21 protein-coding genes and 9 tRNA genes are annotated in these 20831 nt (G+C 47.0%); 17 read left to right on the top strand and 13 right to left on the bottom strand.

Annotation, left to right across the window (positions count from 1 at the left end; all coding sequences use genetic code 11):
• Nucleotides 1–49 precede the first annotated feature (49 nt).
• Complete coding sequence (gene hemG / locus CLC91_RS07530) at nucleotides 50–577, top strand: menaquinone-dependent protoporphyrinogen IX dehydrogenase (protein WP_095498308.1); 528 nt, start codon at nucleotides 50–52, stop codon at nucleotides 575–577.
• An 11-nt stretch (nucleotides 578–588) separates the two neighbouring features.
• Nucleotides 589–1101, top strand: coding sequence for a cytochrome b/b6 domain-containing protein (locus CLC91_RS07525; protein ID WP_095498307.1), 513 nt, complete (start codon nucleotides 589–591; stop codon nucleotides 1099–1101).
• A 92-nt stretch (nucleotides 1102–1193) separates the two neighbouring features.
• Here CLC91_RS07525 and fabV read toward each other — a convergent pair whose 3' ends face one another.
• The 7 genes from fabV to pspF all read right to left on the bottom strand — a co-directional run bounded on the left by fabV (nucleotide 1194) and on the right by pspF (nucleotide 9034).
• Nucleotides 1194–2396, bottom strand: coding sequence for an enoyl-ACP reductase FabV (fabV, locus tag CLC91_RS07520; RefSeq protein WP_095498306.1), 1203 nt, complete (start codon nucleotides 2394–2396; stop codon nucleotides 1194–1196).
• Nucleotides 2397–2481: 85 nt separating this feature from the next.
• Entirely contained in the window at nucleotides 2482–3303 is an 822-nt protein-coding gene (locus CLC91_RS07515; protein WP_095498305.1) for an ATP-binding cassette domain-containing protein, read from the bottom strand.
• A complete protein-coding gene (locus CLC91_RS07510) occupies nucleotides 3287–4303 on the bottom strand; it encodes an oligopeptide/dipeptide ABC transporter ATP-binding protein (protein ID WP_095498304.1) in 1017 nt (338 codons plus the stop codon). The genes CLC91_RS07515 and CLC91_RS07510 overlap by 17 nt, the downstream gene beginning before the upstream one ends.
• 2 nt (nucleotides 4304–4305) lie before the next feature.
• Nucleotides 4306–5199 carry an ABC transporter permease subunit gene (locus CLC91_RS07505; protein ID WP_095498303.1) on the bottom strand — a complete coding sequence of 298 codons (894 nt, stop codon included), beginning with the start codon at nucleotides 5197–5199 and terminating at the stop codon, nucleotides 4306–4308.
• Entirely contained in the window at nucleotides 5186–6217 is a 1032-nt protein-coding gene (locus CLC91_RS07500) for an ABC transporter permease subunit (protein WP_095498302.1), read from the bottom strand. Before CLC91_RS07500 ends, CLC91_RS07505 begins: the two co-directional genes overlap by 14 nt.
• Nucleotides 6214–7884, bottom strand: coding sequence for an ABC transporter substrate-binding protein (locus CLC91_RS07495; RefSeq protein ID WP_095500221.1), 1671 nt, complete (start codon nucleotides 7882–7884; stop codon nucleotides 6214–6216). Before CLC91_RS07495 ends, CLC91_RS07500 begins: the two co-directional genes overlap by 4 nt.
• A gap of 70 nt (nucleotides 7885–7954) precedes the next feature.
• A complete protein-coding gene (pspF, locus tag CLC91_RS07490; protein ID WP_095500220.1) occupies nucleotides 7955–9034 on the bottom strand; it encodes a phage shock protein operon transcriptional activator in 1080 nt (359 codons plus the stop codon).
• Nucleotides 9035–9242: 208 nt separating this feature from the next.
• Here pspF and pspA point away from each other — a divergent pair, with 208 nt between their 5' ends.
• The 9 genes from pspA to maiA all read left to right on the top strand — a co-directional run bounded on the left by pspA (nucleotide 9243) and on the right by maiA (nucleotide 16591).
• Entirely contained in the window at nucleotides 9243–9932 is a 690-nt protein-coding gene (gene pspA / locus CLC91_RS07485; RefSeq protein WP_095498299.1) for a phage shock protein PspA, read from the top strand.
• 27 nt (nucleotides 9933–9959) lie between these two features.
• Nucleotides 9960–10193: an envelope stress response membrane protein PspB gene (pspB, locus tag CLC91_RS07480; protein ID WP_095498298.1), complete on the top strand. Its 234-nt coding sequence runs from the start codon at nucleotides 9960–9962 to the stop codon at nucleotides 10191–10193.
• Complete coding sequence (pspC, locus tag CLC91_RS07475) at nucleotides 10186–10584, top strand: envelope stress response membrane protein PspC (protein ID WP_095498297.1); 399 nt, start codon at nucleotides 10186–10188, stop codon at nucleotides 10582–10584. The genes pspB and pspC overlap by 8 nt, the downstream gene beginning before the upstream one ends.
• Nucleotides 10581–11978 carry a YcjX family GTP-binding protein gene (locus CLC91_RS07470; RefSeq protein ID WP_095498296.1) on the top strand — a complete coding sequence of 466 codons (1398 nt, stop codon included), beginning with the start codon at nucleotides 10581–10583 and terminating at the stop codon, nucleotides 11976–11978. Before pspC ends, CLC91_RS07470 begins: the two co-directional genes overlap by 4 nt.
• Complete coding sequence (locus CLC91_RS07465; RefSeq protein WP_095498295.1) at nucleotides 11975–13060, top strand: TIGR01620 family protein; 1086 nt, start codon at nucleotides 11975–11977, stop codon at nucleotides 13058–13060. The genes CLC91_RS07470 and CLC91_RS07465 overlap by 4 nt, the downstream gene beginning before the upstream one ends.
• Nucleotides 13061–13167: 107 nt before the next feature.
• Entirely contained in the window at nucleotides 13168–13968 is an 801-nt protein-coding gene (phhA, locus tag CLC91_RS07460; protein WP_095498294.1) for a phenylalanine 4-monooxygenase, read from the top strand.
• Nucleotides 13969–13978: 10 nt separating this feature from the next.
• Complete coding sequence (locus CLC91_RS07455; RefSeq protein ID WP_095498293.1) at nucleotides 13979–14314, top strand: 4a-hydroxytetrahydrobiopterin dehydratase; 336 nt, start codon at nucleotides 13979–13981, stop codon at nucleotides 14312–14314.
• A gap of 79 nt (nucleotides 14315–14393) precedes the next feature.
• Nucleotides 14394–15929, top strand: a complete 1536-nt coding sequence (locus CLC91_RS07450; RefSeq protein ID WP_095500219.1) for a sigma 54-interacting transcriptional regulator — start codon at nucleotides 14394–14396, stop codon at nucleotides 15927–15929.
• 17 nt (nucleotides 15930–15946) lie between these two features.
• Nucleotides 15947–16591 (top strand): maleylacetoacetate isomerase, encoded by a 645-nt coding sequence (maiA, locus tag CLC91_RS07445; RefSeq protein ID WP_095500218.1) that lies wholly within the window; start codon nucleotides 15947–15949, stop codon nucleotides 16589–16591.
• Here the strand turns inward: maiA and CLC91_RS07440 are convergent.
• The 6 genes from CLC91_RS07440 to CLC91_RS07415 all read right to left on the bottom strand — a co-directional run bounded on the left by CLC91_RS07440 (nucleotide 16551) and on the right by CLC91_RS07415 (nucleotide 18529).
• On the bottom strand, nucleotides 16551–17750 hold the full coding sequence (locus tag CLC91_RS07440; protein ID WP_095500217.1) for an MFS transporter: 1200 nt from the start codon (nucleotides 17748–17750) through the stop codon (nucleotides 16551–16553). The two genes, maiA and CLC91_RS07440, sit on opposite strands and share 41 nt — an antisense overlap.
• An 80-nt stretch (nucleotides 17751–17830) precedes the next feature.
• Nucleotides 17831–18061, bottom strand: a complete 231-nt coding sequence (locus CLC91_RS07435) for a hypothetical protein (protein ID WP_095498289.1) — start codon at nucleotides 18059–18061, stop codon at nucleotides 17831–17833.
• Between the two features lie 76 nt (nucleotides 18062–18137).
• Nucleotides 18138–18213: transfer RNA gene (locus tag CLC91_RS07430), tRNA-Val, on the bottom strand.
• Between the two features lie 22 nt (nucleotides 18214–18235).
• Nucleotides 18236–18311 (bottom strand) — tRNA-Val (locus CLC91_RS07425).
• 33 nt (nucleotides 18312–18344) lie between these two features.
• Nucleotides 18345–18420: transfer RNA gene (locus tag CLC91_RS07420), tRNA-Val, on the bottom strand.
• Nucleotides 18421–18453: 33 nt separating this feature from the next.
• Nucleotides 18454–18529 (bottom strand) — tRNA-Val (locus CLC91_RS07415).
• A gap of 261 nt (nucleotides 18530–18790) precedes the next feature.
• Between CLC91_RS07415 and gltX the strand changes: the two genes are divergently transcribed.
• The 6 genes from gltX to CLC91_RS07385 all read left to right on the top strand — a co-directional run bounded on the left by gltX (nucleotide 18791) and on the right by CLC91_RS07385 (nucleotide 20781).
• Nucleotides 18791–20200, top strand: coding sequence for a glutamate--tRNA ligase (gene gltX / locus CLC91_RS07410; protein ID WP_095498288.1), 1410 nt, complete (start codon nucleotides 18791–18793; stop codon nucleotides 20198–20200).
• A gap of 95 nt (nucleotides 20201–20295) precedes the next feature.
• Nucleotides 20296–20371: transfer RNA gene (locus CLC91_RS07405), tRNA-Ala, on the top strand.
• Nucleotides 20372–20395: 24 nt separating this feature from the next.
• Nucleotides 20396–20471 (top strand) — tRNA-Glu (locus tag CLC91_RS07400).
• A 37-nt stretch (nucleotides 20472–20508) separates the two neighbouring features.
• Nucleotides 20509–20584 (top strand) — tRNA-Glu (locus CLC91_RS07395).
• Nucleotides 20585–20619: 35 nt separating this feature from the next.
• Nucleotides 20620–20695, top strand: a tRNA-Glu gene (locus CLC91_RS07390).
• Nucleotides 20696–20705: 10 nt separating this feature from the next.
• Nucleotides 20706–20781: transfer RNA gene (locus CLC91_RS07385), tRNA-Ala, on the top strand.
• Nucleotides 20782–20831: the final 50 nt, after the last annotated feature.

Genomic DNA, 20831 nt, shown 5'->3' with positions numbered 1-20831 from the left:
TAATCACTATCATTCCTAAAGCAATGACAGATTTATATATAGGACCGCTGTGAGTAATATCTTAATTCTCCATTCAAGCACGAATGGACAAGCAATAAAGATTTGCCAGACGTTAGTTGAAGAGTTGCAAGGTGACGAGCATTCGCTTACCTTACAACCGCTCATTGACAGCAATGGTGACTTTAGCGGATATGATGCGGTAGTTATTGGTGCCAGCATCTATCACGGAAAGCATAATCCTGCTGTATTCGAGTTCATCGCTACCCACAAAAAGGCGCTTGAACAAGTGCCCAGCGCATTTTTTTCAGTGAATTTAGTAGCTCGAAAGCCAGAGAAAAATACCGCTGAAACGAACCCATATGTACAGCAGTTTTTAACTAAAACCGAGTGGCAGCCAAACCTTTGCTCGGTATTTGGTGGAAAAATTGACTACCAAAGTTACAGCTTCTTCGATCGCAACATCATTCGTTTTATTATGTGGCTTACCAAGGGGCCAACCAATGCAGATGCCTGTATTGAGTACACCGATTGGAACTCGGTGAAGCGCTTTGCTCAGCAAATAGCGCAACTTAACTAAGGGTCGTTATTATGCTCTCACGCCATCGCATTCCAGATCTCATTAAACGCTGTCATTGGTTAGCGGCGCTTGTGTGCCTATGGCTGCTAGCGACGGCGCATTTGGTGAAAATGGCGAAATTGCGTTTATCGCCAGGTTTTTGGGAATACAACCATCAGGTATTGGGCTTTGTGGCCTTGGCCATCGCGCTGCTCTTTTTCGTTATCAACTGCGTCAATGGCAAGTGGCGAAGCCATTTTGGCTGGCTAATGGGCAAAGTAAGCTGGCTCGTGACTGATTTAAAAGGGCTTGCTAAAGGAAAGATACCCACCGCGGTTGAAGGCGGACTGCTCGCCGCGATAGAAGGGCTGACCATGGTGCTGTTCCTATTTGTTGGTATTACAGGAGCCTTGTGGCAATTGAGTAGCGGGGCGGATGCTATGCGCATTTTAGAATGGCATGTAAACGGCGCCTATGTGCTTATCGGAACGCTGGTTGTGCATGGGCTCACGGCGCTTGGTCACTACATAGAGACATTTCGTTAGTCACCTTGTTGAAGGTGCTTTACTCGTCATTCTCAAAACGTAAAAAAACCAGCGCATGCGCTGGTTTTTTGGCTTAACAGAGAAGCAGACAGTTAAATGTCGATAACATCAAAACTGACTTCAGGGTTAACGTCGGCGTCGTAATCAACCCCTTCGATACCAAAGCCGAATAAGCTTAGAAACTCTTCTTTGTATTCACGATAGTCAGTAAGCTCTGCTAGGTTGTCTGTGGTTACGGTAGGCCACAACTCTTGGCAGTGCTTTTGAATCGGCTCTTGCAGTTCCCAATCATCAAGACGAAGACGATTTTCAGCGTCCGTCGGTGTAGCAGAGCCATCAGCTTGATATAAGCGCTCTCGGAACATTCGTTGGATTTGCTCAATACAGCCTTCGTGTAAACCTTCTTGGCGCATTTTTTTGAACACCATGGCGATATACAGTGGCATTACTGGAATTGCTGAGCTGGCTTGAGTCACAACCGATTTTAGTACGGCTACGTGAGCAGCACCGCCGTGATTGCTCAACTGAGCATGCAGAGCATGTGCCGCTCTGTCCAAATCTTGTTTTGCTTTACCAAGTGCGCCATGCCAGTAGATTGGCCAAGTGATTTCGGTACCAATGTACGAGTAAGCGACGGTTTTGCAGCCATCAGCCAACACGCCGGCTTCGCTTAATGCAGCCATCCAAAGTTCCCAATCTTGACCGCCCATTACGGTCACAGTGTCTGCAATCTCTTGCTCTGTCGCAGGCTCCACAGTGGCTTCAATAATGGTGTCTTTGTTGGTGTCTACCGCAGTTGCGGTGTAGGCTTCGCCAATGGGTTTCAAACTGGAACGAACCACTTCACCGCTATCGGGCAATTTGCGTACCGGCGACGCAAGGCTGTATACCACCATATCAACTTGGCCCAAATCTTGTTTGATCAGGTCGATGGTTTTTTGTTTGGCTTCATTAGAAAAGGCATCGCCATTTAAACTCTTAGAGTACAAACCTGCTTGTTTAGCGTATTTATCAAAGGCCGCCGAATTGTACCAACCGGCAGTCCCTGGTTTGCGCTCAGTTCCTGGCTTTTCAAAAAATACGCCGATGGTTGCGGCGTCACCACCAAAGGCGGCAGTAATTCGCGATGCTAGACCATAGCCGCTTGAAGAGCCAATAACCAATACCCGTTTTGGAGCATCGGCGATAGGCCCTTGCGCTTTGGTATACTCGATTTGTTGCTTAACGTTACTGTCACATCCCACTGGATGGGTCGTGGTGCAAATGAATCCACGAATTTTAGGTTTTATGATCATCTTAGTGTTCCTTGCAAAATCAGCCATAGGATAAAAGGTTATCGCCATTTAGGCACGGTTTTCTTCCAAAAAATGGCTGTTATTATTAGTGGTTGGATGTGTTCGAGGCTGTGGACTTTACAATTTGCTGGTTTTTTCCGTCCGGTAACTTCTGCTTCACCAACCGCTCGGTATATTCGTGTTGCGGATTAAGCATCAATTGCTCAGTAGGGCCTTGCTCAACAATTTCTCCGTGGCGCATAACAATCAGATGGTCACTGATGTGGCGAACAATGTTGAGATCTTGACTCACGACGATGAAGCTAATGCTTAATTGCTGCTGTAACTTCAGCAGCAAATTGACAATTTGAGAGCGAATGGATAAATCTAAATCGGCGAGGGCCTCGTCGGCAATAATCACTTCAGGCTCTAGCATTAATGCTCTGGCAATGGCCACCCGCTGTTTTTGTCCCAAAGACAGCATGTGAGGGTAGAAATCGGCGTGCTCTTTTAACAGACCCACTTTGCGTAAATTGTCCTCAATGATTTTATTGCTTTGCGATTGGTTAAGATCGGTATTAAACACCAAAGGCTCTCTGAGCAGTTCTCCAATGGTCAACCTGGGATTGAGAGAGGTGCTGGGATCTTGAAAAATCATTCTGATGAGGCGACAACGCTGCTTTGAGTCTTGCTTCTCAAGTGGCGTGTCTCGATACAAAATGGTGCCGTCGGTTCTGGTTTCTGCACCGGCCAGTACTCGAGCCAGAGTGGTTTTACCGGAGCCAGCTTCTCCAACAATGGCTAACGTTTGTCCTGTCTCAAGAGAGAAGCTGATGTCCTTGAGCGCCCATTTGTATTGGCGTTTAAACCATTTGTAACCGGTAAAATAGCGGCGGTTTAATTTTCGCACCTCAAGCAATGCTGGCATTTTTTTTCACCTGATTTAACGGGAAGTGGCACGCAAAACTTCGGCTTTTGCTGGTTTGCAGTTTCGGAGTTTGAACGCATTTCTTTTGCGCTTGAGGGCAACGAGGCCCAAGCCGACAGCCTATGGGCAAATGCTGTAATGACGGAATGGACCCCGGCAGTGTCGGAAGCAGAGTTTTACGTTCGGTATGCTGGTCAAATTGCGGAAAGTTATTAATTAACGCTTGGGTATAGGGGTGGTAGGGCTTGCTCATGAGCTTTTCCACGGGCCCCGATTCCATGGTTTGCCCACAATACAAGATGGTGAGCTTATCGGTGTATTGCGCCATGGCTTCTAAATCGTTACCAATCAGTAAGATAGACACGTTGTGCAATTGATTAAGCTTAACCAGCAGCCTTTGAATTTGTGCTTGAGTGCTCACTTCCATTGAATTCGTTGGCTCATCGGCTATTAAGAGCCTTGGCTGATTCGAAAGCGCCATCGCTATCATCACTTTTTGGCATTCGCCCTCGGTGAGTTCCCAAGTATTGCTGTCTAGTACCTTTTTATGGTCCTTTATGCCAACTCGATGCAACCAAGTAACAATGTGCTTGTTTTGAGCTTTACGGCGCTTCCAAAATCGCGTGTTAGCGGCCTCGTCGGCTGGCAATGGCATGGCCTCTTTTAATTGGTTGCCTATGGATATCGCCGGGTCAAGGCAACTGCTGGGCTCCTGAAAAATCATGGCTATATCACGGCCCATAATGGCACGGCGTTCCGCAGGGGGCATGCCCAATAAATTTTTACCATCCCAGCTCAATCGATCCGCTTGTATGTAGCAACGGTTATCGGTGATCCCCATCACCGCCTGAGCTAATAAGCTTTTACCTGAGCCGGATTCTCCCACTAAACCGTGAATTTCTCCACTGGAGATGGTGAGCGAAACTTGCTCCACAATGGGAACGCGGCCTTGAGGCGTAGCCAGCTCTATGGTGAGATTGCGAATATCAAGCAAGGGCATAGTTAAACCTGCCTTACGGATTTCAGTGCGGAGCGTAATCCATCGCCCACAAGGTTAATCACCAATACCGTGAATAAAATGGCGAACCCCGGAATGGTGATGGTCCAAGGAGCCACTAAGAGGTTATCGAGGTTTTGCGCTACTAACGCGCCCCATTCTGAGGTGGGGGACTGCGCTCCTAAACCTAAAAAGCCCAGTGCCGCAATGTCCAATGTTGCCACCGAAACCGATAAAGTGGTTTGCACAATTAAGGTATCCCAAACGTTCGGCATGACCACAAACCAGAAAATTTGAAAGCGATTGGCACCATCGAGCTTGGCAGCTGTTACGTATTCTTTTTGCATTTCATCGTGAATCGCATTGTGGATGGTATGCACAAATTGAGGCAACAGCGCTAAACCCACAGCCCATAAAACGTGGGTGAGCCCTGGACCTAATACAGCCACAAACAAAATGGCCAACAGCAAGGATGGGATGGACAACAAAGAGTCTAACAGATGGCCTAGAATACTGCTTTTAAGGCCGGTTAATGTTCCAGATATGGCACCAATGACAAAACCTAGGGTTAAAGTAATGGCAACAATAAGCAGTGCAGAGCCAAAGGTTAAATAGGCGCCGTACAAGAGCCGAGAGAGCATATCGCGGCCTAAATCGTCGGTTCCTAAAAAGTAGCGCACCTCGCCGGTTGCATGCCAAGAAGGGGGCAATAATGGGTTTTCTAAATTCTGAGCTTCTGGCAAGTAGGGAGCAATCCATGGCCCTAGAATCATAAGCAGTAGAATAATGATCAAGCCCCACAGTCCCAATACCGAAAATGGGTTGGCACTAAAGTGACGCCAAACCTGGCGAGACGGGCTGTCGATACGCTCTTCGTCAAAGTAATTAGTGTGCGCCATACATTTCCTTACGGCTGCTAGGATTGACCATATGGTGAATCACTTCAATGGTAATCGTACTGAAGATGATGAATATTGAGGTCACTAAAATACCCCCTTGAATCACAGTGTAGTCCCGTTGAAAGATGGCGGAAACTAACCAAGACCCCATGCCAGGCCATGCGAAAATGACCTCTGTAATGATTGAGTAAGTGGCAATGGTGCCAAGCATGATGCCAAAGGTTCTCACAACCGGTATGACGGCGTTTGGCAAGGCGTGACGGACAATTATTTGTAAACTGGTTAAGCCGCGAGATTCTGCCGCTTTAATGTAGTTTTGCTTCATGATGGTTATCATGGCATCGCGAGTAATTCTAATAACCATGGTGAACGGCAATACCGCTAACGTTAAGGTAGGCAATATTAAATGGCGCAGTGCATCATAAAACGCCGCCATTTTATAGCTGGCATCACTTAATAAACAATCGACTAACAGCAAGCCGGTGACCGGCTCAATGTCGTAAAGTAAGTTGATGCGGCCATTAATGGGCAGTAGGTTTAATTGCAAGCCAAACCACAACGAAAGGGTTATGCCAAGCCAGAATACGGGAACCGAATAACCACTTAAGGTCGCTGCTAATATGGCGTTTTGTAGCATTTTGTTGCTTGAGCGCGCCGCAATAACCCCCAGCGGAATACCAAAAAGCAGCGCCACTAATACCGCCATGCTGGTAAGTTCAAACGACGCCGGAATGGCCAGTTTCATTTCATCAATAACCGGCTGTTGAGAGTTTATGGAAATGCCAAATTCACCGCTGAGACGTTGCTGACTGTAGGCTAAAAATTGGCGTACAATACCTTTATCGAGGGCGTAGTCTTGGTCGATTTCAAGCAGCTGCTGTGGGGTTGGATCGCTGATACCCGTTAATACGTAATGACGCTCACCAGGGAACTGATAGCTGATGCTGAAAATAACAATGAGCAAAAGCACGCTGGTTGCGATTAACAGATTTAAGCGCCGCAACAAATAAATGCTCATGGTTGCACCTCTTGCAACTCGGTTTCGCCAGGCTCTGGGGCTTGTCCCATTTGTTTGTAGGCTTGAGCCAAGGATAAACCGCCATAGGACGACAATTGTAGCCCTTTTAAGGTGGCTCGACGTGCAATTTTACGGGTTGTGTGGGCTAAGCCAATGACAGGCACTTCCACCGCTACAATGTTCTCCGCGTCTTGATAGAGACTCTTTCTTATCTCGAAATCCGATTCTTGTCTTGCCTGATTAATTTTCCAATCGAAGGTAGCATTGCACCAGCGGGCGCGATTGTTGCCCGAATCAACGGAGTTGCAACTTAATAGCGGTGTAAAAAAGTTGTCGGGATCAACGTTATCGGCGGTCCATCCAATGACTACAGAATCGTAATCTCCGCTGGCCAGTTTCTGATTAAATACGCTCCAATCAAAGCTGACAATATTAGCGTCAATGCCAATCGCAAGCAGATCCGCTTGAATTAATTCCGCGGTTTTGTACGAGTTAGGGTTGTAAGCTCGGGCAACCGGCATGGCCCAAATATCCATGCTCAAATCACTAAAGCCCGTCTCTTCGAGCAAGGCTTTGGCTTTTTCAGGATCGTAGCGATAGCGATAATCGCTGGGAGAAAACGCCGCGGAAAACGGCGGCAATAAACTTTGAGACTCGATGGCTTGACGATTATATACCACATCGAAAATGCGGCTTTTATTGATAGCGTGGGCCAGAGCTTGTCGTACTCGACGATCATTAAATGGTGGTTTGCGGGTATTTATGGCCCAAAAAGAGACATTGAGTCCTTGTTGGTTTTCAACGATGACCTCGGGAAACACTAACCCTCGGGCGGCCATCTTGTCGATTTCTTGAACGTTTGGTAGAGCGGCAATGTCGCACTCGCCGGTTATCAGCTTACTAAGGCGCACGGTGCTGTTGGGGCTAATATCAAATACCAGATTTTCAGTTTTGGCCGGGCCGCGCCAATGTTCATCAAAGCGCTGATAACGAATGTAATGGTTTTTAGCGTATTTTTTTAATTTAAAAGGCCCGGTTCCAATGGGAAATTGGTCGATGCGCTCAACGTGGCCTTGGGCCAGCAGTTGTTGGGCGTATTGTGCCGAGAGTATCACCGCGAAATCGGTGGCAATGTTAGCTAAAAAGGTAACGTCTGGAAGCTTAAGCTTAAATTCCACTAAATACGGAGAAATGGCCTTAATATGACGGATCTGTTGAGCGAATTGAACCGACTCGAAAAATGGAAAATTACTGCGCTGTTTAGGGTAAAACGGGTGATCCAGTTGCCGAACGCGATCAAAACTAAACAAGACATCGTCGGCGTTGAAAAATCGGCTCGGTTTGAAATCGTCAGAGCTGTGAAACGCCACCCCTTGTCGCAGATGAAAACGGTAGGTTAATCCGTCTTCAGATACGCTCCAGTCGGTGGCTAATGCCGGTTGATAATTATGGTTAGCATCGAAGGTGATTAAGCGATCATAAAGTTGATGGGAGGTGGCATCTATGGTGGTACCAGAGGTGACGCGCTGTGGATTAAACGATTCGGGGTTACCCTCTGAACAATACACCAATCCACTTGGAATGGCGTTCGGATCGTCACTGCATCCGCCAACCAATAGGGTTGGCAAGAGTAACAAAAGGGTAAATATTGTTGTTTTACGCGCCATTCAGCTTGTGCACTTAAGTTGGGTCAATGCTCTAAGTCTACCAATTAGTGAGCGGCTGTGACAATTGCTGTTAGCTTTTCTCAAGCAGTTGATATTTCTTGAGTATGCCCCGTAGTTGATGGTAGCTAAGTCCCAAGGCTTGTGCGGTTTTCTTCTGGCTAAATTGATTTTGGGTTAACGCATATTGTAACAGGTCTATTTCATAGCTTTGCATGTGTTGTTTCAGGTCTAGAGGCAAATTTGGCGCATGCCACTGTTGCTCGTTGCCTGCAGTCTGAGAAGATGATGACGCCTCTGCGGTTTCTGCAGGGGTTTCTTGAGGTGTTGCTATAGCCGTTTGTGTTCGTTGAGGACTGACCTTAGGACGATAAGGGGACTCGAACGGGTCGATAACGATGCTGTTGACGGGAATGAGCTCATTATTATGGCGATATACCGACCGCTCCACTACATTTTTAAGCTCACGAACGTTGCCGGGCCACTCGTAGCTTAACAATACTTTTTTGGCTTTCTCACTAAATCCAGCAAACATCTCCAACTTAAGTTGACGGCTCATGTTGACGGCAAAATGCTGCGCTAGCAATAAAATGTCTTCCGGTCGGTGGCGCAGAGGTGGCAGTGTTACCACATCAAAGGCCAGCCTATCGAGCAAGTCCGCTCGAAACTCACCGTTACTGGCCAAATGCGGTAAATCTTCGTTGGTGGCACAAATTAAACGCACATCGGTTTGCAAGGTGCGCGAACCACCGACGCGTTCGTATTCACCGTATTCGATAACGCGCAGTAATTTTTCCTGCACCAAGGCTGAGGTATTAGCCAATTCGTCAAGAAACAAGGTGCCGCCATTTGCCCGTTCAAATCGACCTTGATGACGTTTGCTCGCACCGGTAAATGCACCACTTTCATGACCAAACAGTTCGCTTTCGAGAAGATTCTCACTAAGAGCCGCACAGTTTAGTTTGACGTAATTCTCGTCCCAACGTTTGCTTAAGTAATGCAAACGCTCGGCTATCAACTCTTTACCGGTTCCGCGTTCGCCGATGATTAAAACCGGCTTATTTAACGGCGCAACTTGAGATACATGCTCTAACACTTGATGGAAAGCTTGCGACTCGCCAAGCAAATTGTCGGGTTGGAATCTTGATGGCATGCGAAAAATTAGTCTTTTTTATTAATAAGTGGTGAAATTAATAATAGTGAACTTAATCAATTGAAGTAAAGAAGTATTTTTAAAGCCAACTGTGGCGGGCTTTTCTGATGAACGAAGAAAGTTGGCACGGAAGATGTATTACTTGGACAAGAGGGTTACGACTCCAATGAGTTTAGCCACATTTTTATAAACACTTGAGGAATCAATTATGGGTATTTTTTCTCGCTTTGCCGACATTATAAACTCGAACATTTCTGCATTGCTTGATAAAGCGGAAGATCCAGAAAAAATGGTGCGCTTAATCATTCAAGAAATGGAAGATACTTTGGTAGAAGTGCGTTCAACCTCTGCTAGAGTGTTAGCTGATAAGAAAGATCTGGAACGTAAGATTGAACGCATGCAGTCCATGGCTCAAGACTGGCATGCCAAAGCTGAACTTGCGTTAGAAAAAGGTCGCGAAGACCTCGCAAAAGCCGCATTAATTGAAAAACAAAAGGTGACCGACGCGGTTACGCTTATGGAAAACGATTTGATTGCGGTGGAAGAGCAAATTGCCAAATTGAAAGAAGAAATCAATTTGCTGCAAGAGAAGTTGGAAGATGCAAAAGCACGGCAAAAGACAATTTTAATGCGCAAGAAAGCGGTTAGTTCACGATTGGACGTGAAGCGACAGCTTGATTCAAGTAAGTTTGATAACGCGATGAATAAGTTTGACCAATATGAGTCACGCATCGACGGAATCGAAGCTGAAGTGGATTCTTACGATTTAGGTGGTAAGTCTTTACAGGACGAGTTCGCAGCACTTGAAGCGGAAGATTCAATTAACTCTGAACTGGAAGCGCTTAAGCAAAAAATGAAAAAGCCTGCGGCTAAAGCCAAGAAATCAACCAAAGCATAAGCCGCGTAGGACTAAAGGGAGCTGACTATGAATCTAGAAATTTTAATGGCGCCGTTGATGCTGTTTATGTTAATTGTCGCTCCTATTTGGCTCATATTGCATTACCGCAGTAAGCGCCAGGTAGGCCAAGGATTGACCGAGGAAGAGTATCAACAACTTCATGAGTTGGCCGTTAAGGCCGATAAAATGGCGCAACGCATTGACAGCCTAGAGGCGATCCTTGATGCCGAGAGCCCTGAGTGGAGGAACAAGCATGACTGAACGTAATGGCAAACGAGAGCTATACCGCGACCCGGTTAACGGCAAAATAGCCGGCGTTTGTGCCGGCATCGCTGAGTACTTTAATCTAGAAGTTTGGTTGGTACGGGTCGTGGCATTATCAACATTTTTGCTGGGTTGGTTCTCTGGATTACCTTTGGTGCTGTACATCGCCGCATGGGCCGTTCTCGATAAAAAACCGGTGGATATCGCACCCACTGAAATGGGTAATGTAGAAGTAAAGAAAAAGCTTTGGCAAGCCGGTGAACCGCCTAAGCAAGCACTGAGAGACATTAATGCCAATTTTCGTGCGCTGGAGCTGAAGTTAAGACGGTTAGAGTCGCATGTAATTTCAGACAGTTATAATTTGAAAAGAGAGATTGATAATCTTTGAATACTGATAAATGGCTCAAAAGAATCGCTAGTACCTCACAGCAACTGGCGATTCGCAGTTTAAATAGTAATGTAAAGCTGTCGGTGACGGGGTTGTCCGGTGCAGGTAAAACCACATTTGTCACCGGTTTAGTGAATCAACTTTTAAATGCCTCACCGAGTCGTTTGCCGCTCTGGGACGTTGCTCGAGAAGGCCGTTTAATTTCCGTAAAGCAAGAGCCACAGCCGGATTTTGATGTGGCCAGTTTCGATTACCAAGGCGCACTGCAAAAGCTAACCAATACACCGCCGCAATGGCCCGAATCCACTCGCAACATTTCTCAAATTCGCCTTGCCATTAAATATCGTAGTAATCATCCGCTGTGGTCTGCGCTTGCCAAAGAGCAAACCCTCTACTTAGACATCACCGATTACCCCGGTGAATGGCTACTGGATTTACCCATGCTAAATATGGATTACCGCCAGTGGAGCCTCTCTATGGCACAGGTATTAGAGTTAAGTGAGCCATACGCTGTTTCAGCCTTTAAAACCAAACTTGCAGGCGCGGCTGAGCAAAACGCCAGCAGTGATCATGAGCTTGCTCAGTTAAGTGCGAAATATCGAGAATTATTGCTAACGCTCAAGCAGGATAAAGGCTTGTCCTATTTGCAACCTGGTCGATTATTGTTACCCGGTGAGTTAGAGGGAACGCCGCTGGTAAGCTTTTTTCCGTGGTTGTTAGAGCATCCAAGCGTTGATGACAGGAATGACGCGCTTTTGTATCAGAAACTAGAAACTCGTTACAAGCGCTACCGCAGCGAGGTTGTAAAACGATTTTATAGCGACCATTTTAGCCACTTTGATCGCCAATTAGTGCTGGTGGATTGCTTAAGTCCGTTAGCCAAAGGTCAGTCGGAAATGCAAGATACCGTCAAAGCGCTAACAGAAATTATGCAACACTTTGATTATGGTGAACGCCATTGGCTTAAGCAAATTTTCATCCCTAAAATCGATAAGCTGGTGATCGCTGCCAGCAAAGCAGACCACGTCACTTACGATCAGCGACATACCTTATTGGCCTTGCTTGACGGCATGTTGATACAAAGTAAGCAAAATGCACTGTTAAAGGGCAGCGGTGTTTATACACAAGTATTGGCTTCGATTCGAGCTTCTGAAGACGCAAAAGTGAAGCATAAAGGGCAAACCTTGAGTGTGATTAAAGGCCGCCCAGAAGGCGATGAGCTTCGCAACGTGTTTCCTGGTGCTTTGCCTACTAATTGGCAAGATCAAGGCTTTTGGCAACAAGGGCAGTTTGATTTTCTACAGCTTCAACCTCAGCCTTTGGACAATGGCAAAGCGGAACAACTTGGCATTGATGCGCTGTTACAGCAGCTGCTTGGGGACAAACTGATATGAATAAACCAAGTAAGCCGCAGTATTTTGAGGTTGAACAAGCGCCAGCGCAACACTTTGAACAGCCGAAAACGTTTAACAGCACAGAAGTTTCGGCGTTAACGCCTGAAGAGACATCGAATACGCAGGCAGAGTCTGGTTTGTCTCAGGCATTGTCGGGCACTAAAACTCGGGTATCCCGCTTAACTAAGCTGTTTTTGTGTGTGTTGGTTGCATTGCTGCTGTTGCACAGCGTGGACGTATTACTGCAGGCTTGGCAGCAAAGTCCTTGGCGATTTGGCTTATATGCCGCATTTTGCGGATTAGGCCTAACCTTGCTAGGGCGCTTTGGCTGGCGAGAATTTCGTAAACTACGGCAGTTAAAACGCTTAGAAAGCAGCCGTTCGGCGGCGCAGCGTATGCAGGCAACCAATCAACAAGGTGAAGCGCAAGTCTGGTTGTCACAACAAGCGCTCAGTATGCGCTACCCACAGGCGTTAGAGCAGTTTAATCAGTGGTATAAGCCGCATCATAACGATGCGCAAACATTGGCACTGTATGAAGACAGTGTGGTTCGCAGTGCCGATAAAGAAGCTCAGCAATTGGTGGCTAAATACTCCGGAGAAGCGGCAGTATTGTTGGCCGCGAGCCCATTAGCGGTATTGGATATGGGGCTGATTCTGTGGCGTAATCAACGCATGATTAATGACGTAGCCATGGCGTACTCAGTGGAGCTGGGTTATTGGAGCCGCTTACGCTTAGTAAAGGGCATAGTGCAGAACATTCTTTATGCTGGGGCCACTGAAATGGCCACTGAGCTCGGCAGTCAATTCTTATCGGTAGAGCTTTCCGGGAAATTGTCGGCGCGAGTTGCCCAGGGGCTTGGGGGCGGCTTACTAACGGCTCGACTTGGTCACAAAGCAATGACGCTGTGCCGGCCCTTACCCTTTACCAAAGAAAACAGTCCGAAATTGGCGACAACCCAAAAAATGCTGCTGGCAAAACTCGCCGACTTGTCTAAACAAACCCTCTCAGGGAAGGGCTCGATTCGAACGAATGAGCAAGAGCAGGCCGCTGTTTTTAGAGATGAAAATAATCAAATGTAAAGGAAAGGTTACAGCTGCCTAAGTGCGGTTTTTCGCTAAACGCTTAAGGTTTTTTAGGAAGAGAATAAGATAAACGACATAACAACGATTCTTATTTAGAGCCTAACATGAGCAAAAGCAGTCAATATCAAGCTCGACCGTTACAAAACGATGGTCGAATCGATTATCCAGACTCTGAGCATCAAATATGGTCAGAGCTATACGCTCGTCAAATCGATAACTTGCCGGGACGAGCGTGCGACGAGTATATGCAAGGCATTGAGACCCTTTCTATGCCCACAGATAACATTCCACAGCTCGTTGATATCGATAAGGTATTGATGCAAACCACGGGCTGGAAAACGGCTCCGGTTCCGGCGCTCATCTCATTTGGAAAGTTTTTTGAGTTATTGGCCAATAAACAGTTTCCGGTGGCAACATTTATTCGTCGTCGCCAAGATTTTGATTATCTGCAAGAGCCGGATGTGTTTCACGAGATTTTTGGTCACTGCCCACTGTTGACGAATTCGGCGTTCGCCTTCTTCACTGAAACCTATGGTAAGCTCGGCCTAAATGCCACTCCGGAACAGCGGGTGTTTCTGGCTCGTCTGTACTGGTTTACGGTAGAGTTTGGTTTGCTAAAAGGGGCGGATAAGCCCCGCATATATGGAGGCGGCATTCTGAGCTCGCCTGGGGAAACCTTATACGCGTTAAGCGACGAGCCGATTCGTAAGCCGTTTGACTTAATCGATGTGCTACGAACACCGTATCGAATCGATATTATGCAGCCGGTTTATTTTTGCTTAGATGAGTTTGATAATTTATTTGATATTGCCAACACCAATATCATGGCCGCGGTTAATGATGCCATGAAGCTAGGCATGCATTCACCGCTGTTTCCTGAAAAAACGAATAACAAAGCCAGTTAAGGAACTAATAATGACTGATATCGCTGAATTAAAATGCGAAGCCTGCCAAAAAGGCGCACCACAAGTTACAGCCGAAGAATTGGAGCAGTTGATGCCGCTTATTCCACAATGGTCGACGCCCATTCGCGATGGCATGATGCAACTCGAGCGAGTTTATAAGTTCAAAAACTTCAAGCTGGCCCTTGCGTTTAGTAATAAAGTCGCTGAGCTTGCTGAAGAAGAATTTCATCATCCGGCCATTTTAACGGAGTGGGGAAAGGTCACCATCACTTGGTGGACACACGCCATTGGTGGCTTGCACAAAAACGATTTTATTATGGCTGCAAAAACCGATAAATTGCTGTAAAGAATCCTTGCCACTCAGTTCATTTCGGATTAACGTATAGGCCATCCCGACCACCAAAAACGATAAATGGGACGGCCTTATGCGACTCGAAGTAACCTGCCAAGATAGGGTAGGGCTAGCCAAAGATATTCTAGAAATTCTTGAAAAGTATGAAATTAACCTAAAAGGTATTGATGCCAGCTCACTAGGTTATTTGTACATGCAATTTGCAGATCTCAACTTTGATGCGCTCAGTGAGTTGTTGCCGCGTATCCGCAAAGTGAGCGGTGTCCTCGATGTTCGCACCATCCCTTTTATGCCCTCTGAACGAGAACATTACGCGCTTAAAACTTTGTTAAAAACACTGCCTGACGCGGTGTTTGCCATCGATGCAAAATCCCGAATTAGTATACTTAATGACTCGGCGCTGAATGTGTTAGCCATGGCGGAGCACGAAGTGCTAGATGAGCCCATTAATCACTGGGTACAAGGGTTTTCGTTTGGTCGTTGGTTATCTCAAAGCGAAGTTTTGCCGCAAGCAACCCGGGTTTCGGTGGCCGGGCTCGATTACTTAGTAGAAGCCTTGCCAGTGTATTTGCCCAATGAAGAGGGGGACTCTATCTTAGCCGGTGCGGTAGTTGTGATGAAAAGCCCGGAGCGGGTTGGGCAGCAATTTAATGCATTGCAAGCGCAGGTAGCCGGTTTCGAAAAGCTAATTGCGCACAGCGAGTTAATGCAGCAAGTTATTGATCAGCTTAGAAAGTTTGCCCAAATTGACGCGCCTTTGTTGCTGACCGGTGAGACAGGTACGGGCAAAGAGGTTGTCGCTCAAGCCGTTCATGATGCCTCGCTTAGAAAAGAACACAAATTTAAAGTGGTCAGCTGCGCGGCTATCAGCGGTATCGAGGAGCTTAAAATCTTATTCGGTGAGGTTGATTCTCAAGGGAAGTTAACCCATGGAGCGTTAAGCCAGTGCGATGGCGGTAGCCTGTTGATTAGTCAAATAGACGAATTGTCACAGGAAGGGCAAGGGCAGTTACTCGCCTATATGCAAACCGGAGAGTTCCAAGCGGTTAACGATAGCAGTATCCGCAAGGCCGACGTGCGCTTGATATTCACGGCTAAGACTGACCTTGATAAGTTAATTGACGCCAACGGTTTTAGAAAAGACTTGTACTATCGGGTGAACCAAGTTTCCTGTGAATTGCCTCCGTTAAGATTACGCCAGCAAGACATTGTGCCGTTAGCAGAATACTTCGTTAATCATTACAGCAAACAGCTCAATAAGCGTGCTAATGGGTTTAGCAAAGACTGCTTACAAGTGCTGCAGGAATACGCCTGGCCGGGTAATGTTAGGCAGTTGAAAAACGCCATATTCCGTGCTGTTTCAAGCGCGAATGATAATGCATCGATAACCTCGGAACTGTTAAAACTTCCTCAATACGCGCGAGGCTATGGTTATCTGGATAATGACTTCGAAGGGACACTGGATGAAGCGGTTAAACAGTTTGAGGCCAGCATACTCAAGCGTTTGTATCCCAGTCATAATTCCACGCGGAAGTTGGCGAAAAAGCTGGGCATGTCGCACACCGCTATCGCCAATAAGTTGCGAGAATATCAAATAAACAAGGGTTAACAGGGCAGAGGTTTAGGATGAATAAATTATACGGTTACTGGCGTTCGAGTGCCGCTTATCGAGTTCGAATTGCGCTGAACTACAAAGGCTTAGATGTTGAACACATACCTGTCCATTTGGTTAAAAATGGCGGCGAGCAACACGGTGACGCCTATTTAGCGATCAATCCGAGCCATTTGGTGCCAACGTTTACCGATCGAGAAGGGTTAAAATTGGCGCAATCCGTGGCAATACTGGAGTATTTGCAAGATACTTATCCCACTCCGACCTTATTGCCGTTTGATCCAAAAGAGCGGGCTATCGTCCGTTCTATGGTGGCGGCCATCTGCAGTGATATCCACCCGTTAAATAACCTGCGCGTATTGAAATATATGTCAGCTCAAGGGTTTAGCGATGAGCAGAAAAGTCAGTGGTATCAACATTGGGTGAGCGTAGGATTTGAAACCGTTGAGGCCATGTTGCAACAATACAGTGGCCAGTATTGCTTTGGTGACCAGTTATCCTTTGCCGATGTGTGCTTAATCCCTCAAGTCTATAATGCAAAACGATTCAACATCGATCTTAGCCCTTACCCCTTGATAGAAGCAATTTATGGCCGCTGTTGTGAGTTGTCGGCCTTTGCTATGGCAGCTCCGGAGCAGCAGGCTGACGCGGGCGCATAGCAACAAACAGCACGGCTCCAACTAAGGCCAAAAGTGCGGCGGCTATAATGGCCAAGTCTACGCCAATCATTGCGGCGATACTGCCAATAGCGGCGGCGATGATGTTACCGAGACAAAAGGTGGTGGTCATGAGTCCCATGAGTCCACCTTGACCTTTGTCCGGATAGCTTTCAGCGAGATACAAAGGTAAATGGGTGTTGTAGATTGCGATGCTGATACCAATTAAGGCAAACCACACCCCATAACTGCTGGCAGGTGCAAGAGCCATCATGAACAAGGAGGCGGCCAATGCCGCCATACCCAATGTACTGGCTTGAGCGGAATTCATAAGCTTAGGCAGTCGTGGTGAAAGCCATAAAGCGGCTGCAATCATTACACTGGTGATCCAAACCGTTGCCCAACTGATGTCTATAGGGGTAAAGTCGAGTTTTATCACTAACCACAGCGGGTAAAATTCGTAGTAAATGCACACCCCGGTTGTTAGGCTTAAATACAGTATAAAGAAATTTAAAATAGGCTTTTCTTTTAACAGAGTTAAGCTTGAACGGCTGTGCTGATGGTTGTGTTGCGGTTTGTCTTGGGGCAATAACAGCAAACACAGCAGGGCACATATGAAGCAGGCTGCAGCGGCTAATCCAAAGACCCAATCGATTCCAAAGCCTACTAGATACCCGCCAATGAGTGGTCCGATTAAATAACCAGCGTAATTGGTGGCGCTTAAATAAGAGAAGCTTTTAGCGCGATCAATTTGCGGGTGTAGGTCTGATGCTATGGCGCGAGCAATGCTTAGGTTGCCCTCACAAATACCGGTAAAAAATCGCGCTAAACAAAACAGCACAAAGCTACCACTGACAGCCGAATAAGCGGTAATGGCATAACCAAGCGTAGAGCCAGTTAGCGTGATGGCGAGTACATTGCGGCGTCCATAGCTATCGGATAGGGCACCAATAAAGCTGCCACCAATTAAAATACCCAATGGATAAATTGCCAATGCGATGCCAAATAACAGCTCACTTGGTAAGCCTGCAAACTGAGACAAAGGGTGTTCAGAATGGTGAAATAAAGGTGCCAATATTGGGTAGGGCAATGCGATACCGGAAACACTGATTAAGGTGATAAGTAGTGTGATAGCTAGGCGAGTTTGAGGGTTAGAATGCATGGGTAACTTGAGCGAGGAAACAGGGGCTTACTGTTACACACAGGCGTTAGTCTGTAAATAACGGAAGGAAAATAGACCGGTTATTTTATAACGGATTGAATTTGATTCAGTACCGAGGAGGTGGGCTCAAGTTCTAAATGGCCGTGGTCATCGAAATACCAACCTTCAATAAAGCCCTTATTGCGCATTTCAGTGAGGTTTGAATAAACTTCATCCGCTTGTTGGGTGGCTTCCATATCGGTAAGGCCATGGGTCATCTTTAGGTATTTCTTAATGCTTAGTAGCGACGCTGATTGGCTGATATGAGTCATGACAAAACCACTTCAAAAAAGTCTTTCTTTGAATTTAGTTAAGCTTTGAGAAAATGCAACTTGCGAAAGCAAAGGATGGTGGGCGATACCGGGCTCGAACCAGTGACCCCCTCCTTGTAAGGGAGGTGCTCTCCCAACTGAGCTAATCGCCCACTTGGTGCTTAGTCTGCAGAGTGGTGGGCGATACCGGGCTCGAACCAGTGACCCCCTCCTTGTAAGGGAGGTGCTCTCCCAACTGAGCTAATCGCCCACTTGGTGCTTAGTCTGCAATATCGAAAACGAGTGGTGGGCGATACCGGGCTCGAACCAGTGACCCCCTCCTTGTAAGGGAGGTGCTCTCCCAACTGAGCTAATCGCCCACTTGGTGCTTAGTCTGCAATATCGAAAACGAGTGGTGGGCGATACCGGGCTCGAACCAGTGACCCCCTCCTTGTAAGGGAGGTGCTCTCCCAACTGAGCTAATCGCCCTCGTTGTCGTCATTGCGGAGCGTATTATAGGTTTGTGGGCTGGAGAGTCAAACAATATTTTTTAGCTAAGCTATCGGTTGCCGAGTTTTTGCACACAGTTTTGTTTGGATCACGAAAATTGAAAGCGGCTTTGATCACGACCTATGGCGGTAACTGCTGCTTTTATAGCAAAGCGCTGTTAGACTGTGTGGCTGCAAAATTAACTCATTAGCCAAGCATCAATTTGTTGGTTGGCCAATAGATATAGGTAGATGACAGATCATGACCATTAAAACTCGGTTTGCGCCAAGCCCAACAGGGTTTCTTCACGTAGGCGGTGCTCGTACAGCTCTGTATTCTTGGCTTTACGCCCAAGCAAACCAAGGGGAGTTTGTACTTCGAATCGAAGATACCGACTTAGAACGTTCAACCCAAGAAGCCATTGATGCCATTTTGGAAGGTATGCAATGGTTGGGATTAGAATGGAATGAAGGACCTTACTATCAAACCAAGCGCTTTGACCGCTATAAAGAATTGATTCAACAATTGATAGACGAAGATAAAGCCTATCGTTGCTACTGTTCTCGCGAGCGCTTAGACGAGTTGCGTGAACAACAGATGGCCAATGGTGAGAAACCACGTTACGACGGTTGCTGTCGTGACAAAGTCAACCAGCCCGAAGACGTCCCACATGTTATTCGCTTTAAAAACCCACAGACCGGCTCTGTTGTGTTTGACGACCATGTTCGTGGGCGCATTGAGGTGAATAACTCAGAGCTTGATGATCTCATTATTTTACGTACCGATGGCTCGCCAACTTATAACTTCTGCGTGGTGATTGATGATTGGGACATGGGCATTACTCATGTTGTTCGCGGTGAAGATCATATCAATAATACCCCTCGTCAAATTAACATTCTGCAGGCTTTAGGTGCTCCAGTGCCTGAGTATGCTCATGTGGCTATGATTTTAGGCGACGACGGTGCTAAATTGTCGAAGCGTCATGGAGCGGTAAGCGTTATGCAATATCGCGATGACGGCTATTTACCAGAAGCGCTGCTGAATTATTTAGTACGGTTAGGTTGGTCTCACGGCGACCAAGAAATATTTTCTGTTAAAGAAATGACCGAGCTGTTTAGTCTTGATGCCATTAACAAAGCGGCATCGGCGTTTAACACTGAAAAATTGCTTTGGTTGAATCAGCACTATATTAAAGAGTCAGATCCTAGCTATGTTGCTAAGCATTTAGAATGGCATATGGCTGACCAGCAAATTGACTTCAGCAATGGTCCCGAGCTAAGTAAAGTTGTCTCGGCGCTATCAGAACGAGCTAAAACCTTAAAAGAGTTGGCGGCCAGCAGCCGTTACTTCTATGAAGACTATAGTGAGTTCGATGCGACTGCAGCGAAAAAACACTTACGTCCGGTAGCGCAGCAACCGCTTGAACTGGTGCAATCAAAAATTGCAGCGTTAACGGAGTGGAATGCTGAAGCGATACACCAAGCCATTCAAGACACAGCTGCCGAGTTGGAAGTGGGTATGGGTAAGGTTGGTATGCCGTTACGAGTAGCGGTAACCGGAGCAGGGCAGTCGCCATCGTTAGATGTTACTGTTGAGCTTATTGGGCAGCAACAATCTGTTGAAAGAATCGGCAAAGCGCTCGATTTTATAGCAGCTAGAGCAAATTCGTAAAAAATGGGTTGACTCTAATTCGCAAGCTGCATAGAATGCGCCTCGCACTTAAGGGAACGCAGCTTGCGAAACCTAAATGTGAAAAGCTAACCTGAGGGGCTATAGCTCAGCTGGGAGAGCGCTTGCATGGCATGCAAGAGGTCCGCGGTTCGATCCCGCGTAGCTCCACCAAGTTAGTTTTTAAGAAGTCCATGGGTCCCCTTCGTCTAGAGGCCTAGGACACCGCCCTTTCACGGCGGTAACAGGGGTTCGAATCCCCTAGGGGACGCCACTTCGCCATCCGAAGTAAACTGATGAAAAGTCCATGGGTCCCCTTCGTCTAGAGGCCTAGGACACCGCCCTTTCACGGCGGTAACAGGGGTTCGAATCCCCTAGGGGACGCCACTTCGCCATCCGAAGTAAACTGATGAAAGTCCAGGGTCCCCTTCGTCTAGAGGCCTAGGACACCGCCCTTTCACGGCGGTAACAGGGGTTCGAATCCCCTAGGGGACGCCATCATTATGATGGGGCTATAGCTCAGCTGGGAGAGCGCTTGCATGGCATGCAAGAGGTCCGCGGTTCGATCCCGCGTAGCTCCACCAAAAAAGCCGTAACGATTGTTACGGCTTTTTTTGTACCTGCTCCCATAGGG

This window comes from Paraferrimonas haliotis, from assembly GCF_002282895.1.
In the GTDB taxonomy this organism is placed as follows: Bacteria; Pseudomonadota; Gammaproteobacteria; order Enterobacterales; family Shewanellaceae; genus Paraferrimonas; species Paraferrimonas haliotis.
The sequence above is the reverse complement of the archived record's forward strand: the minus strand, read 5'-3'. Positions and strand labels throughout refer to the sequence as shown.

Coding starts and splice junctions, on each gene's coding strand:
- CLC91_RS07525 (WP_095498307.1), top strand. CDS start 589: ATGCTCTCACGCCATCGCATTCCAGATCTCATTAAACGCTGTCATTGG.
- fabV (WP_095498306.1), bottom strand. CDS start 2,396: ATGATCATAAAACCTAAAATTCGTGGATTCATTTGCACCACGACCCAT.
- CLC91_RS07515 (WP_095498305.1), bottom strand. CDS start 3,303: ATGCCAGCATTGCTTGAGGTGCGAAAATTAAACCGCCGCTATTTTACC.
- CLC91_RS07510 (WP_095498304.1), bottom strand. CDS start 4,303: ATGCCCTTGCTTGATATTCGCAATCTCACCATAGAGCTGGCTACGCCT.
- CLC91_RS07505 (WP_095498303.1), bottom strand. CDS start 5,199: ATGGCGCACACTAATTACTTTGACGAAGAGCGTATCGACAGCCCGTCT.
- CLC91_RS07500 (WP_095498302.1), bottom strand. CDS start 6,217: ATGAGCATTTATTTGTTGCGGCGCTTAAATCTGTTAATCGCAACCAGC.
- CLC91_RS07495 (WP_095500221.1), bottom strand. CDS start 7,884: ATGGCGCGTAAAACAACAATATTTACCCTTTTGTTACTCTTGCCAACC.
- pspF (WP_095500220.1), bottom strand. CDS start 9,034: ATGCCATCAAGATTCCAACCCGACAATTTGCTTGGCGAGTCGCAAGCT.
- pspA (WP_095498299.1), top strand. CDS start 9,243: ATGGGTATTTTTTCTCGCTTTGCCGACATTATAAACTCGAACATTTCT.
- pspB (WP_095498298.1), top strand. CDS start 9,960: ATGAATCTAGAAATTTTAATGGCGCCGTTGATGCTGTTTATGTTAATT.
- pspC (WP_095498297.1), top strand. CDS start 10,186: ATGACTGAACGTAATGGCAAACGAGAGCTATACCGCGACCCGGTTAAC.
- CLC91_RS07465 (WP_095498295.1), top strand. CDS start 11,975: ATGAATAAACCAAGTAAGCCGCAGTATTTTGAGGTTGAACAAGCGCCA.
- phhA (WP_095498294.1), top strand. CDS start 13,168: ATGAGCAAAAGCAGTCAATATCAAGCTCGACCGTTACAAAACGATGGT.
- CLC91_RS07455 (WP_095498293.1), top strand. CDS start 13,979: ATGACTGATATCGCTGAATTAAAATGCGAAGCCTGCCAAAAAGGCGCA.
- CLC91_RS07450 (WP_095500219.1), top strand. CDS start 14,394: ATGCGACTCGAAGTAACCTGCCAAGATAGGGTAGGGCTAGCCAAAGAT.
- maiA (WP_095500218.1), top strand. CDS start 15,947: ATGAATAAATTATACGGTTACTGGCGTTCGAGTGCCGCTTATCGAGTT.
- CLC91_RS07440 (WP_095500217.1), bottom strand. CDS start 17,750: ATGCATTCTAACCCTCAAACTCGCCTAGCTATCACACTACTTATCACC.
- CLC91_RS07435 (WP_095498289.1), bottom strand. CDS start 18,061: ATGACTCATATCAGCCAATCAGCGTCGCTACTAAGCATTAAGAAATAC.
- gltX (WP_095498288.1), top strand. CDS start 18,791: ATGACCATTAAAACTCGGTTTGCGCCAAGCCCAACAGGGTTTCTTCAC.